The sequence below is a fragment of the Mangrovivirga halotolerans genome, assembly GCF_026241165.1.
GTDB classification, from domain to species: domain Bacteria; phylum Bacteroidota; class Bacteroidia; order Cytophagales; family Cyclobacteriaceae; genus Mangrovivirga; species Mangrovivirga halotolerans.
Window position 1 is genome coordinate 52,299 of sequence record NZ_JAPFQN010000009.1, and the last position, 12,712, is coordinate 65,010.

Here is a 12,712-nt window from a genome sequence, read left to right on the forward strand (position 1 = left end):
GATGATGTCCTTTTTTAATTATTATTATTTTTTTTTAATTATTACTCAAGTAATCCTGCATCTCTCATTGCTTGTTCTATTTTTTCTGAAAGTTCATCAGAAGATTTGACCAGGGGTAATCTGACAAAGTTGTCACAAACACCCAATATTTTCAATGCCTGCTTAACGCCTACAGGATTTCCTTCTACATACATTAACGGGCTAACCTCTGTTAATTTGTAAACTTCATTTTGAGCTGCTTCAAAGTTACAATTCCAATAAGCATCCTTCATCCTTTTAAAAACTCCAGGATAGGCGTTTGCTAAAACACTAATTACTCCAACTCCTCCAATACTGTAAATGGGAAGAGTAAGACCATCATCACCTGATATAAGTAAAAAGTCTTTTGGCTTGTGTTTTGCTATTCTTATGCATTGAAAAAGATCTCCGGAGGCTTCTTTTACTCCAATGATGTTTTCATGTTTAGCTAATCTTAGAGTGGTGTCAGACGTAAGGTTAGAAGATGTCCTGCCAGGTACATTGTATAAAATTACAGGTACAGGGCTTGTTTCTGCGATTGCTATATAATGCTGGTATATGCCTTCCTGTGATGGTTTGTTGTAATAAGGACTAACAGACAGAATTGCATCAACTCCTTTAAGATCAGTCTCTTTTATCTCTTCTAATACATCTGCTGTATTGTTACCACCAATACCATACACTATGGGAACGTTGTCAGGATTATTTTCTTTAACAAAAGAAAGGATAGATGCTTTTTCTTCTGAATTAAGTGTAGCCGTTTCACCGGTCGTACCCATTACTACCCAATAATCAACACCTCTTTTATGAGTATATTCAAGCAATTTACCCAACCCTTCAAAATCTACTTTTTTCTCACTGGTCATTGGTGTTACCAAAGCAACACCTGTCCCTTTTAATTGATCGCTCATTGATGATTTAAGTCTTTTGTGTACTTTAATAATTCTTCGAATTCCCCGGGATAATTGTTATCAGATGCATTGATCATAAAATCAAGTATCTGACTATTCTCATCTGTATAAAAACCAACTCTTGAAACTGCATTTGATTTTAATACCACATTTTTAACGAAGGGGTTAGTACTAAAATCAAGCAAATATAAATAATCAAAGGGTTGTTTTTCAAATTTTTTAACCTCTTCAGCTTCAATTATACCAGTTAAAGACAAGTGGTTTTCAGAAAAATAGTCGTATTTAAATTCGTAATTCTCTTCATTTTTAGGAACGAAAGTCAATACTTCAACATTTTTATCCATTTCCTTCAACCGCTTTACAAATGATTTTACGGCATTGAACTTATCTTTTCCCTCCATTGTGAATATTACACCAATGTTTTTCGCGCTTCTAAATGAAGGATTTGGCCGGTTAGAATATTGTGATTTAACCAGTTGGGAATTTCTTAATTGAAGTAATTTTACATTTATGCCTAACATTATTTATATCATTTCATTGAAATCCTCTTCAGTAATTACAGGGATATCTAGTTTTTTAGCCTTTTCCAGTTTGCTTGGTCCCATATTTTCACCGGCAACAATATAATTAGTTTTGGAAGAAATAGATCCTGTTACTTTACCCCCGTTTTTTTCAATAGTCTCTTTCAATTCGTTACGGGAATACATATGGAAAACACCGGAAACCACAAAATTCATTCCTTTAAGTTTGTCTGTTTGTCCCTCTAATTCTTCTTCAGAAAGACTCATTTGTAATCCATAGGATTTCAACCGGTCAATTATTTTATTATTGTCTTCTTCACCAAAAAATTCGATTACACTTTCTGCAATTTTACCGCCTATTTCTTCAACTTCAATTAATTCATCATAACTGGCTTTAGATAAGTTGTCGAATGATTTGAATGCTCGAGCCAGTTTTTTTGCCACAGTTTCTCCAACATAACGAATTCCGATAGCATATAGAACTCTTTCAAAAGGTACTAGCTTAGATTCATTAATCCCCTTGATTAATTTATCTGCAGACTTTTCCGCCATTCGGTCTAAAGGTAAAACATCCTCTTTTTTTAAAGTGTAAAGATCAGCGATATTTTTTGCCAGATCATGTCTGTATAAAAGTTCTACGGTTTCCGGGCCCATTCCATCGATATCCATAGCTTTTCTTGAAATGAAATGTTCCATTTTTCCTTTTATCTGAGGTGGACAACCATGAACATTAGGGCAATAATGCTGTGCTTCACCTTCTTTTCGGGTAAGTTCACTACCACATTCAGGACAGTTTTTTATGAACTCAACTTTTTGGCTACTATCTGGTCGTTTGGACATTTCGACCTCAACTATCTTTGGTATGATTTCTCCTCCCTTTTCTACTTTTACAGTATCACCAATCCTGACATCTAATTTTTCAATCTGGTCAGAATTGTGAAGTGAGGCTCTTTTTACTGTGGTTCCTGCTAAAAGGACAGGGTCAAGAACTGCAACCGGTGTTACAGCACCAGTTCTTCCAACCTGGTATACAATATTTTTTAATTCGGTAGTTACCTGTTCTGCTTTAAATTTATAAGCTATTGCCCACCTGGGTGATTTAGCGGTACTGCCAAGCTCAGACTGAATGTCATAGTTGTTAACTTTGATAACGATTCCATCGATCTCAAAATTCAATTTATTTCTTTCAGAATCCCAATAATCAACAAACTCCATAATTTCATCAATAGAGTTTACTTTTCTGATCATATTATCAGATTCTTTTGGTGCTTTAAAGCCCCATTCAAGGGCTTTGGTAAGACTCTGGAAATGATTGTCAATATCGAGATTTTCACCGGTTACACTGTATAAATAGCAATCCAGTCCTCTTTCTGAAACCACACTACTATTTTGTAATTTTAAAGTTCCGGAAGCAGTATTTCTTGGATTAGCGTAAGTTTCTTCTCCAGCTTCCTCTCTTTCCTCATTTAATTTGCGGAATCTATCCAGAGGAAAAAAGATCTCTCCCCGAATTTCAAAATCTGTCGGAGGATTATCTTTTAATTTCAAAGGTATAGTTCGGATCGTTTTAACATTGGTTGTTACATCTTCGCCTTGTACACCATCTCCGCGTGTTATGGCCTGGCTGATAATCCCATTTTCATACCTTACAGAAATAGCAACCCCATCATATTTTAATTCACAAACATAGGTTAATGGATGGTCAATCAGCTTTTTGATCCGATTTTCCCATTCAACTATTTCCTCTTTGCTATAAGTATTGCTTAGAGATAACATGGGGAATCGGTGTTTTACAGTTTCAAATTCCTTGGTAACTTCCCCACCTACCCGTTGAGTAGGAGAATCCGGTTGTTTGAGCTCAGGAAACTTTTCTTCAAGTTCTTCAAGTTCTTTCATTTTTATGTCGAACTCCCGATCAGATATTTCAGTGTTATGCTCAACATAATATAAATGATTATGATAGTTGAGTTCCTTAGTCAGTTCCTGAATTTTACCCTGAGCTTCTTGTTTCGTCATAATTGTCGTCTAATTCTGTAAAGCAACAAATCTAACTTAAAATTAGTTTACACTAAATATTGGTGGTATGAATTATTTGATTCGTGTTTATAAATTTAAAGCATACTAAAAAAGGCGCCTTTATGACGCCTTTAAATTATTGATTTGATTTTGTGAAAGTATTGTTATTCCGATTAATATCGGCCATGTAATTATCAATATCGATCTCAATTTTCTGTATACTTTCCGGATCTATATCCAGTTCAACCGTATAGGTTGGATGGGTCCATCCCCAATCGGTTAATATAGTCACATCTTTATTCTTAAAATCTTTCGTTCCACGCATTACTGCCAGAGGAATGTAATACTTAGATTTTTTACCATCTTTTAATGTTACGGTGAATTCAACCGGCATGATTGAAGTTCCTTTCCTGGTAAGAATTACTTCAGCATTTCCATTTTTCTCAGTTACACCTTCTACAGCATAATCAATGATTTTAGTAGTGAAAAGCATATCTTGAAGATACCAGTCAAGAACAAGATCTGATTCTTTTTCCATGATCCTAATGAAATCCCATGGTGTGGGATGCTTAAATTTCCAGGTATTAAAATATCTCTTCATACCATTCCAGAAATTCTTTTCCCCAACGATATATTTTAGTTGATTTAAAAATACCGCTCCTTTGCTATACGAGTTTATACCATATGCCATGTTGGTTTCATAATGATCACTATGAGTTGACATGGGTTCGTTAGCTTCCGAGTTAGCAAGGTATAAATAACCTCGGTAGCTTGCTGCCAAAGGCTGACCGTTTTTATTAAATAATTCAGACATCACAAGGTCAGAAGCAAAAGTAGTAAACCCTTCGTCCATCCATGGATAAAGACTTTCGTTTGTGGCTAAAACACCCTGGTACCAGCTATGAACCAATTCATGAACAGTTACTCCTACAAGCGAACCGAAAGTACGACGACCAGTGATCAAAGTAGAAGTTGCATATTCCATTCCTCCGTCGCCTCCTTGTATGACACTGAATACATCATATGGGTAAACCCCGAAGTTTTTGTTCATTATTTCAAAAGCCTTGGCAGTATATTCAGGAAGCCTTTCCCAATTATTTTTAACACTATCGATTTCATCCTGGTAAAGGAAATGAAGAGTTAATCCGAAATCAGTAGTTAATGTTTTATGAACGTAGTCCGGGTCAGCTGCCCACATGAAATCATGAACTTTTTCAGCTTTAAAATGCCAGGTTTTGGTTTTGCCTTTTGAAGTTACTTTCTTTCCTTCATCCTGGTAGCCAAATCCAACTTCATTGCCATTAACAACGTTTCCTGATCCTCCCAGTACATAATCTTTGTCGATAGTGATTTTCACATCAAAATCAGACCATACTCCATGAAATTCGCGGCCTATATAGGGATCAGGGTGCCAGCCATCCTGGTCATACTCAGCCATTTTAGGATACCATTGAGACATACTATATCTAATACCTTCTTTGCTGTCTCTTCCTGACCTTCTTATCTGAAGAGGAACCTGGGATTCGAATTGCATTTTAAAAGTGCTTGATTGGCCAGGTAAAATGGGTTTATCAAGAACTACCTCAAGAACGGTGCCTTCAATTTGGAATTTAAGATTATTCCCGTCTTGTTTTAATTCATTGATTTTATGATAACCAATTTCTGTTTCTGATAACATAGAAATTCTGTCCTGAACTCTACGGTCAGGATCCTTAATATTTCTTGAACGCACATCCATCTGGCTTCCAGGTTGAAATGCATTAAAATATAGATGGTAAAATACCCTGGTTAGCGTATCGGGAGAGTTGTTTGTATATTTTAGAGTCTGATTTCCAGTAAACTGATTTTTTTTAACATCCATATCAATTTCCATGGAATAATCAGCTTCTTGCTGCCAGTATCCTGGTTTCTGAGCCATTGTTATTAATGGCGACAGCATAAAAATGAATAATAAAAGTTTATTAAAGTATTTCATCAATATTAATTATTGGGTTTTTCACACAAATATATTCTCTCGATTGCAAGAGATCTTGTCAAATTATAAAAATGGTAAATTATTATTATGGCTGGCTGATGGGTGTGTAATTAACGAAAAAAAAAGCACAAGTGTTATACCTGTGCTTCATTTTAAGATGTTAAACTATATTAATTCGTACTGTGATTCGTTTATGTCAAGATTGTGATAAACCTTTTGAACATCATCATCATCTTCTAATGCTTCAATAAGTTTCCAGACACTTTGAAGGTCTTCATCGCCCAGTTCGGTAGTCGTTTTTGGAATTCTTTGAAGTTCTGAAGTCTCAGTTTCTATCCCCAGTTCTTCAAGTTTCGATTGCATGGATCCAAAGTCTTCCATTGCAGTGTATACAGTGATGAATTCATCGTGTTCTTCGACCTCTTCAGCACCGGCATCGATTACTTCAAGCTCAAGAGATTCCTTATCCATACCTTCTGGCTTTTTAAATATGAATACACCTTTTCTGTCAAATATAAAATCCAAAGAACCATTTGTACCTAATGAACCACCATATTTAGTGAAGGCAGCCCTTACAGCTGCGACTGTTCTGTTTAGGTTATCAGTCATCGTTTCGACAAAAACTGCGATACCGTGTGGGGCGTATCCTTCATAAGTATGTTCAGTATATTCAGTAGCATCTTCCCCGGCAGCTTTCTTAATCGCTCTTTCAATATTGTCTTTGGGCATATTTACACCCTTAGCATTTTGAACTGCTAATCTCAAACGAGGATTAGCATCCGGATCAGGACTTCCACCTTCTTTTACTGCAATGTGGATCTCCTTAATAAGTTTGGTAAATATCTTTCCTCTCTTGGCGTCTTGTGCACCTTTCCTGCGCTTTATGTTCGCCCATTTACTGTGTCCTGCCATAAAAAACTTTTTTTACAAAAATAATTATATCATTTCTTAAATAAAAGTCTGAAAATTCCTGTTTAAAACAGAATTACTATTCACTCTTTTGAGTTGCTACTTTTCTTTTATCTGACCATGTTTTATACCAGACATTTAAAATCACCCCAACTAGTACAACAGCCATACCGACATAGGTGTAAAAATTAAATGTTTCATCAAAAATAAGGTATCCAAAACCAAGGCCATAAATTATACCAAGATATTTTAGTCCTGCTACTTTTGAAATCGATTCCTCCTGGAAGGCTCTCGTCATATAATACTGAGCTATTTGTGTAAGGACTCCCACACCCAGGAGAAGGAGCCATTCGATACCTTGAGGAGTTACCCAATGAAAAGCAGAATATATTGACACCAATGGTAATGTTACAAGGGGGAAGTAGAAGACAATTACTAAAGGATGTTCAGAAGTATTTAGCTTTCGGACAATGTTATAGGCCAAGCCTGCAAAAAATGCAGAAAGTATACCAAGAACAAGTAGTTCCGTTGAAATTCGTTCATCAAAACCCTTAATTATTAGTATTCCGGCAAAAGAAACGAGGAAAAATATAAATTGCCACGGGCTAAGCTTTTCTTTTACAATAAAAATGCCCAAAATCGCAGTGAAAACAGGAGCAAGGAACTGCAAAGTGACAGCAGTTGCAAGCGGAATACGTTGTAAAGTATAGAAATATATTGTTAAAGCGATAGCTCCGGCAAGACCTCTGCCAATGAGTAACTTCTTATTGTTACCCCAGACAGATACATTTTGCCTTCGGAGGATCATCGCACTTAATATAAAAGAAATGAGGGATCGGAAAACAATTATTTCTGTTGCAGGAATGTTAGTAAGGTACTTTACGAGTACATTCATTAATGAAAAGCAAATGCCTGACAATAACATAAAACGTACTCCCTTAGATAAATACATATTGATTGTTAAAGATTTTAGCGTCTGTTAAAAATGCCATTAAAACAAGGAACGAAAGCACCAGTATTTAGTTTAGCATCTACCGCGGGAAATTTATTTTCTCTCGAAGAGACCTTAAAAGGGAAGCCTTGTATTTTATTTTTCTACCCTAAGGATTTTACTCCTGGGTGTACAAAGGAGGCCTGTTCATTCAGGGATGAGTTTGAATATTTCAGTTCGGTTGAAATTCCGGTTTATGGAATAAGCCGGGATGAATTGGTTACTCATATACATTTTAAAAATAAATTTGATCTTCCGTTTGATCTCCTTGCAGATGAAACCGGGAAAGTATCGAAGATGTACAGGGCTAAAGTCCCATTTCTTAATATGACTAAGCGAATCACCTATCTTTTGGATCATGACCATATAATAAGGTATTCATATGAGAACATGTTTGGAGCAGAAAAACATATTGAAGAAATGAAAAGAATAATAGCTGAGCTGGAAGTTACACTATAAGTCCATCTTTCATTTCCAGGCATCGGTCGGCCATTGATGCTAATTCATTATTGTGGGTGACAATCACAAAAGCCCTTCCAAATTCATCTCTCAGATCGAAAAATAACCGGTGCAATTCTGCGGCGTTTTTGGAATCCAGATTTCCTGATGGTTCATCAGCAAAAACAATCTTCGGTCCATTGATCAGCGCCCTTGCTACAGCTACTCTTTGTTGTTCCCCTCCACTCATTTGAGAAGGTTTATGATGAAACCTGTCTTTAAGATTGAGCTTTAGCATTAATTCTTTTGCAGCATTTTCTGTTTCCAGTTTGCTTTTTTTTCCATTTATAAATGCCGGGATACATATATTTTCAAGAGCAGTAAATTCTGGCATTAGATTGTGAAACTGAAAAATGAACCCAATATTTTCATTTCTAAATCTGGCCATTGCTTTTTTATTAAGCTTGCTGATCTCTTTGTTTTGCATGATTACCCTTCCTGAATCAGCATTGTCCAGAGTCCCTAATATATGTAGCAGGGTACTTTTTCCAGCTCCCGAAGCTCCGACGATGGAAACCACCTCGTTAGATTTTACAGTTATGTCTATTCCTTTTAGTACTTCAAGAGTACCGTATTTCTTTTTGATTTGTTCAGCTTGCAGCATACTGGCGCAAGATATGAATTTTAATAAAAAAATAGTCGATATGAATTCGTATTATACTTTTATTAGATAGAAATGCCTCATTTTCAATCAAAAACTTATAATTAATTTATGATTCAAGCCACGAAAAACTATTGAAAGATTTAATTCTAACGATTGCATTAAATATAAAAAAGTTTATCCTGCTTGAAATATAATCTTAAAAGGGCTAGATTCGTGCAAAATTTTGAGACATGAACATTCACGAGTATCAGGCAAAATCCATATTAAAAAAGTACGGTTGTCGAATTCAGGAAGGTCTGGTTGCAGAGTCCGCTGACAGAGCATTGACTGCAGCTAAAGAACTTAAAGCTGAAACAGGCACCGAATGGTTCGTTATTAAAGCTCAGATCCACGCTGGTGGTAGAGGAAAAGGTAAAGTTCAGGAAACTGGCTCTAATGGAGTTGTTCTTGCAAAAAGCCTTGACGAAGTACCAGAAAAAGCTAAAGGTATCCTTGGTGGTACATTGGTTACTCATCAGACAGGTGAGGAAGGTAAAAAAGTTCACAAGGTGTTGGTCGCACAGGATGTATATTATCCGGGTGAATCAGAGCCTAAAGAATTTTATCTTTCAGTTCTTCTTGACCGGGCAAAGGGATGCAATGTAATTATGGCATCTACTGAAGGTGGAATGGACATTGAAGATGTCGCTGAAGAAACACCTGATAAGATATTTAAAGAGTGGGTAGATCCTGCTGCAGGACTTCAAGGATTTCAGGCTAGAAAAATTGCTTTCGCGTTAGGTCTGGAAGGAAATGCTTTTAAAGAAATGGTGAAATTCATCATGTCTCTTTACAAAGCATATGAAGAAACTGACTCTTCAATGTTTGAGATCAACCCTGTTCTTAAAACTTCAGATAATAAGATCCTTGCAGTTGATGCAAAGGTTAATCTTGATGATAATGCATTATTCCGTCATAAGGATCTTGCTGAATTCAGGGATATTACTGAAGAAGACCCGTTAGAGGTAGAAGCAAATGCTGCCGGATTGAATTATGTAAAGCTTGACGGTAATGTAGGCTGTATGGTAAACGGAGCCGGTCTTGCTATGGCAACAATGGATATTATTAAGCTTTCAGGTGGTGAGCCAGCAAACTTCCTTGATGTTGGGGGTGGAGCTAATGCTGAAACTGTTGAAGCAGGGTTTAGGATTATTTTGCAGGATCCTAACGTTAAGGCTATTCTTATCAATATTTTTGGAGGTATCGTAAGATGTGACAGAGTAGCAAACGGTGTTGTAGAAGCTTATAAAAAGATTGGTGATATCGATGTTCCTATCATTGTTAGGCTTCAAGGTACTAATGCAGAAGAAGGAGCTAAGATTATCGAAGATTCAGGATTGAAAGTTTCTTCAGCAATCGTTCTTAAAGATGCAGCTGCAAAAGTAAAAGAAGTATTATCTTAAGATTATAAATATTTAAAGCACCCGTAGTTCAACTGGATAGAATACCAGATTTCGGCTCTGGGGGTTGAGGGTTCGAATCCTTCCGGGTGCACAGAGGTCTTCAATTAAAATTGGAGACCTCTTTTTTATTTTTATATGCCTTTATTCGTTTGATTGTGAAGTAAGATTTTTTTGTACTATTTCAATTTTATAACAAGAAGGAATTAGAAGGCTGTATAATATTAATATTAATAAAAAGCATCTGAACTTATTAATATTTAGAAATGTTTATCGAAAACATACGTTATGTTTTCATAATTTTTTGTTTAATTGCTATGAATAGGCCATCAGAATTCATATTTTTACTTTAAACCTGCAGAACAACTATTATGCAAATAAAAAGGGTCTTATTATTTATTCTTTTCATATCATTTATTGTCATCGAATTAGATGCTCAAAGTTTCTATGGGCTTCGTAGGGACAGGCCATGGCAGGTAACATTCGGCGGCGGAGTAAGTACGTATTACGGTGATTTGAAAGAAGGTCGTTGGATCGACGATAATATCAATATCTCAGTCGGAGGGATGTATAAGATCAATCAGCACCTTTCATTACGATCTGAATTAACTTATTTCAGGTTATCAGGTGATGACAGGGATAGTAGAAATGAAACTTCTATCAGGGAAAGATATTTAAGTTTTAGAGCAGATAATTTTGAATTAAATGTTCAGGCTGTTGTCTATTTCTTCAATAATGGGCTTTCGTATTATATCAGACCTCCATTTAATATTTATGCTTTTGGAGGTATTGGAGCATTTTATAGTAATCCTAAAGCTGAAATAGAAGGAGAATGGTATGCTTTGAGACCTGTTGAAACTGAAGGTGTTAGTTATTCACCAATTCATGCTAATTTTAATGGAGGACTTGGTGTAACTGCCAAAATAAACTATAGAATGAGTCTTATGGCAGAAGCTGGCTGGAGAATAACTACTACTGATTATATTGATGATGTTAGCACTCAATATATAGATCAATCTAATTTCCCAACTCAAACAGAAAAATGGCTGGCAGATATGAGGCCTTACAGAGCTGGTCTGGAACCATGGGAAGCAGGGCACATACGCGGTAACCCTAGTGAAAATGATGGGTATATGTTTATTCAGTTAAAATTACAATATTACCTGGGTATTAACAGAAACAAGGCCAAATCACAGCGTGGAAATTATAGAAACAGAACTAATTATCCGGGTAGTTTTGGAGGAAGAAACAAAAGAGGATTCTTTAACAGGCTATTTGGTAATTAATAAGTCATAATATTAAAACTTAAACCTCTGTAAATTTTACAGAGGTTTTTTTATGTATAAAAATAGGCTGTTTGAAGATCAAACAGCCTCGCGATCGGCTTTTAATATTCATGTTTGGGTTAGCCGGGGAATGATCGCGCTTTGTTTTCCTTGTTTTCTTTTTCGTAAATGTAATCCATTATTGCAAAAGCCGCCTCGCGCCCGTCTAATGCAGCGTTAACTACAAGGTCAGCACCTCGGCTTCCATCTCCACCAGCGTAAACTCCTTCTATGTTGGTCTCGCATTTATCTGTCACCTCAATGGCATTCCATTTATTTGTTTTAATATTATTTTCTTCTAAAAATGTTAACTTTTCATTGTTAAATCCGAGGGCAAGGATAATTACATCTGCATATTTGATTTCTTCTGTGCCTTCTTCTTCAATTACCTGCATTCTGCCTCCTTCCGGAGAAGGGATAAGTTTGGTTTTGATGAATTTAACACCAATAATATTCCCTCTGTCATCTGCCACGAAACCCTTTGGCTGCATTTGCCAGATAAATTCAACACCTTCTTCCTTTGCTGACTGGACTTCCTTAGCGCTACCAGGCATGTTTTCTTCATCTCTTCGATAAACGCATCGTACTTTTGTTGCATTTTCTCTTATTGATGTTCTTACGCAATCCATAGCTGTGTCCCCTCCACCAATGACCATGACATTTTTGCCTTTAACAGAGTATTTTTTGTCAAATGGTTGATCGAAAATTTTCTTTTGGATATTAGTAAGAAAGGGAACAGCCATAAATACATTATTTGCACTATACCCTTCATAGTTCAACAATCTACCCTCCATTGCTCCGATACCAATAAAGATAGCATCGTATTCTTCTTTTAATTTTTCGAATGATACATCCTTGCCGATTTCAGTATTTAGTTTGATCTCCAGACCAGCCTGGTAAAGCTGATTCATTCTTTTATCTACAACTTCTTTTTCAAGCTTGAATCCAGGAATTCCATAAGTTAGAAGGCCGCCTGCTTTATCTGCTTTTTCAAAAATAACAGGCTTGATTCCGGCTCTTAATAAAAAAGTGGCACAAGATATACCTGCCGGTCCTGATCCGATTATTGCTACTTTTTTATCTGATGTTATTCCCGGGTATTCAGGTTTCATGCCTTTTTCGAAACCTTTTTCCGTAATACTTACCTCGATAGAACCAATAGTGATCGCTCCAAAACCGTCATCCAGCGTGCAAGCTCCTTCACATAGCCTGTCCTGAGGGCAAATTCTGCCTAGAATTTCAGGGAATGGTGAAGTTTCATTGCTTATCTCAAAAGCAAGTTCAAGATCTTTCTCAGCAATATACTTTAGCCACTGAGGAATATTGTTACTCAATGGACAACCGGTAGAACTACAATAAGGGTTGCCACACTGTATACATCGATCTGCCTGTGAACCAGCTTCTTCTTCGGTGTAGATCTCGTATATTTCATCAAAGTTATTGACCCTTTCGTCGCCAGGTTTAACCTTTGGATTGATTCTTTCTATTTTTGTGAATTCCTGCAA

Annotated in this window: 11 protein-coding genes and 1 tRNA gene; 4 read left to right on the top strand and 8 right to left on the bottom strand. The window is 36.3% G+C overall.

Annotated features, from left to right (window positions below):
* Positions 1–41: 41 nt before the first annotated feature.
* From dapA to OO013_RS15200, 6 genes are all read right to left on the bottom strand, one after another.
* On the bottom strand, positions 42–929 hold the full coding sequence (gene dapA, locus OO013_RS15175; RefSeq protein ID WP_266057775.1) for a 4-hydroxy-tetrahydrodipicolinate synthase: 888 nt from the start codon (positions 927–929) through the stop codon (positions 42–44).
* Positions 926–1,450 carry a DUF6913 domain-containing protein gene (locus OO013_RS15180; RefSeq protein WP_266057776.1) on the bottom strand — a complete coding sequence of 175 codons (525 nt, stop codon included), beginning with the start codon at positions 1,448–1,450 and terminating at the stop codon, positions 926–928. Before OO013_RS15180 ends, dapA begins: the two co-directional genes overlap by 4 nt.
* 3 nt (positions 1,451–1,453) lie before the next feature.
* Positions 1,454–3,466: an NAD-dependent DNA ligase LigA gene (ligA, locus tag OO013_RS15185; protein ID WP_266057777.1), complete on the bottom strand. Its 2,013-nt coding sequence runs from the start codon at positions 3,464–3,466 to the stop codon at positions 1,454–1,456.
* A gap of 136 nt (positions 3,467–3,602) precedes the next feature.
* The gene (locus OO013_RS15190) at positions 3,603–5,384 is read right to left on the bottom strand and encodes a M1 family metallopeptidase (protein ID WP_266057778.1); all 1,782 of its coding nucleotides are present in this window, start codon (positions 5,382–5,384) and stop codon (positions 3,603–3,605) included.
* 222 nt (positions 5,385–5,606) lie between these two features.
* Entirely contained in the window at positions 5,607–6,353 is a 747-nt protein-coding gene (locus tag OO013_RS15195) for a YebC/PmpR family DNA-binding transcriptional regulator (RefSeq protein ID WP_266057779.1), read from the bottom strand.
* A 76-nt stretch (positions 6,354–6,429) separates the two neighbouring features.
* Complete coding sequence (locus OO013_RS15200; RefSeq protein ID WP_266057780.1) at positions 6,430–7,302, bottom strand: DMT family transporter; 873 nt, start codon at positions 7,300–7,302, stop codon at positions 6,430–6,432.
* A gap of 33 nt (positions 7,303–7,335) precedes the next feature.
* Here OO013_RS15200 and OO013_RS15205 point away from each other — a divergent pair, with 33 nt between their 5' ends.
* Complete coding sequence (locus tag OO013_RS15205) at positions 7,336–7,800, top strand: peroxiredoxin (protein ID WP_266057781.1); 465 nt, start codon at positions 7,336–7,338, stop codon at positions 7,798–7,800.
* Here the strand turns inward: OO013_RS15205 and OO013_RS15210 are convergent.
* Positions 7,790–8,443, bottom strand: coding sequence for an ABC transporter ATP-binding protein (locus OO013_RS15210; protein WP_266057782.1), 654 nt, complete (start codon positions 8,441–8,443; stop codon positions 7,790–7,792). The genes OO013_RS15205 and OO013_RS15210 overlap by 11 nt on opposite strands.
* Positions 8,444–8,673: 230 nt before the next feature.
* On the opposite strand from OO013_RS15210, the gene sucC reads away from it, so the two are divergent.
* From sucC to OO013_RS15225, 3 genes are all read left to right on the top strand, one after another.
* The gene (gene sucC / locus OO013_RS15215) at positions 8,674–9,885 is read left to right on the top strand and encodes an ADP-forming succinate--CoA ligase subunit beta (protein ID WP_266057784.1); all 1,212 of its coding nucleotides are present in this window, start codon (positions 8,674–8,676) and stop codon (positions 9,883–9,885) included.
* Positions 9,886–9,902: 17 nt separating this feature from the next.
* Positions 9,903–9,976 (top strand) — tRNA-Arg (locus OO013_RS15220).
* Positions 9,977–10,253: 277 nt separating this feature from the next.
* Positions 10,254–11,168 (top strand): outer membrane beta-barrel protein, encoded by a 915-nt coding sequence (locus OO013_RS15225; protein ID WP_266057785.1) that lies wholly within the window; start codon positions 10,254–10,256, stop codon positions 11,166–11,168.
* 119 nt (positions 11,169–11,287) lie between these two features.
* Here OO013_RS15225 and OO013_RS15230 read toward each other — a convergent pair whose 3' ends face one another.
* Entirely contained in the window at positions 11,288–12,712 is a 1,425-nt protein-coding gene (locus OO013_RS15230; RefSeq protein ID WP_266057786.1) for a glutamate synthase subunit beta, read from the bottom strand.

Coding starts and splice junctions, on each gene's coding strand:
- dapA (WP_266057775.1), bottom strand. CDS start 929: ATGAGCGATCAATTAAAAGGGACAGGTGTTGCTTTGGTAACACCAATG.
- OO013_RS15180 (WP_266057776.1), bottom strand. CDS start 1,450: ATGTTAGGCATAAATGTAAAATTACTTCAATTAAGAAATTCCCAACTG.
- ligA (WP_266057777.1), bottom strand. CDS start 3,466: ATGACGAAACAAGAAGCTCAGGGTAAAATTCAGGAACTGACTAAGGAA.
- OO013_RS15190 (WP_266057778.1), bottom strand. CDS start 5,384: ATGGCTCAGAAACCAGGATACTGGCAGCAAGAAGCTGATTATTCCATG.
- OO013_RS15195 (WP_266057779.1), bottom strand. CDS start 6,353: ATGGCAGGACACAGTAAATGGGCGAACATAAAGCGCAGGAAAGGTGCA.
- OO013_RS15200 (WP_266057780.1), bottom strand. CDS start 7,302: ATGTATTTATCTAAGGGAGTACGTTTTATGTTATTGTCAGGCATTTGC.
- OO013_RS15205 (WP_266057781.1), top strand. CDS start 7,336: ATGCCATTAAAACAAGGAACGAAAGCACCAGTATTTAGTTTAGCATCT.
- OO013_RS15210 (WP_266057782.1), bottom strand. CDS start 8,443: ATGCTGCAAGCTGAACAAATCAAAAAGAAATACGGTACTCTTGAAGTA.
- sucC (WP_266057784.1), top strand. CDS start 8,674: ATGAACATTCACGAGTATCAGGCAAAATCCATATTAAAAAAGTACGGT.
- OO013_RS15225 (WP_266057785.1), top strand. CDS start 10,254: ATGCAAATAAAAAGGGTCTTATTATTTATTCTTTTCATATCATTTATT.